This window comes from Corallococcus sp. AB018 (assembly GCF_003986945.1).
In the GTDB taxonomy this organism is placed as follows: domain Bacteria; phylum Myxococcota; class Myxococcia; order Myxococcales; family Myxococcaceae; genus Corallococcus; species Corallococcus exiguus.
The window spans coordinates 1-291 of sequence record NZ_RAWR01000637.1 but is presented as its reverse complement, the minus strand read 5'-3'; the positions used below and the strand labels follow the sequence as shown (position 1 = coordinate 291).

The 291-nt window shown below is 69.1% G+C and carries 1 protein-coding gene; it reads left to right on the top strand.

Going from position 1 to position 291, the window contains the following annotated elements; all coding sequences use genetic code 11:
* The coding region (locus D7Y11_RS43710; RefSeq protein ID WP_158642083.1) for an Ig-like domain-containing protein at positions 1-291 on the top strand (291 nt) is incomplete at both ends.

The following is a 291-nucleotide window of genomic DNA, read 5'->3' as shown; positions in this document are numbered from 1 at the left end:
TGACGAACCCCACCAACGTGGTGGTGTCTGGCACGGCGGCGAACGCGACGTCCGTCACGTTCACGCTGGGTGGGCAGAGCTATGGCCCCGTCACGGTGACGGGCGGCAACTGGACGTACACGGTGCCCGGCCCGCTGGCCAATGGCTCGCAGACGGTGTCGGCAGTGTCCACCAACGGCACCACGAACAGCACGGCCGCGACCAGCACCTTCACGGTGGCCGGTCCGACGGTGGCCATCACCGCGCCGGCCAACGGCTCGACGGTGACGAACCCCACCAACGTGGTGGTGT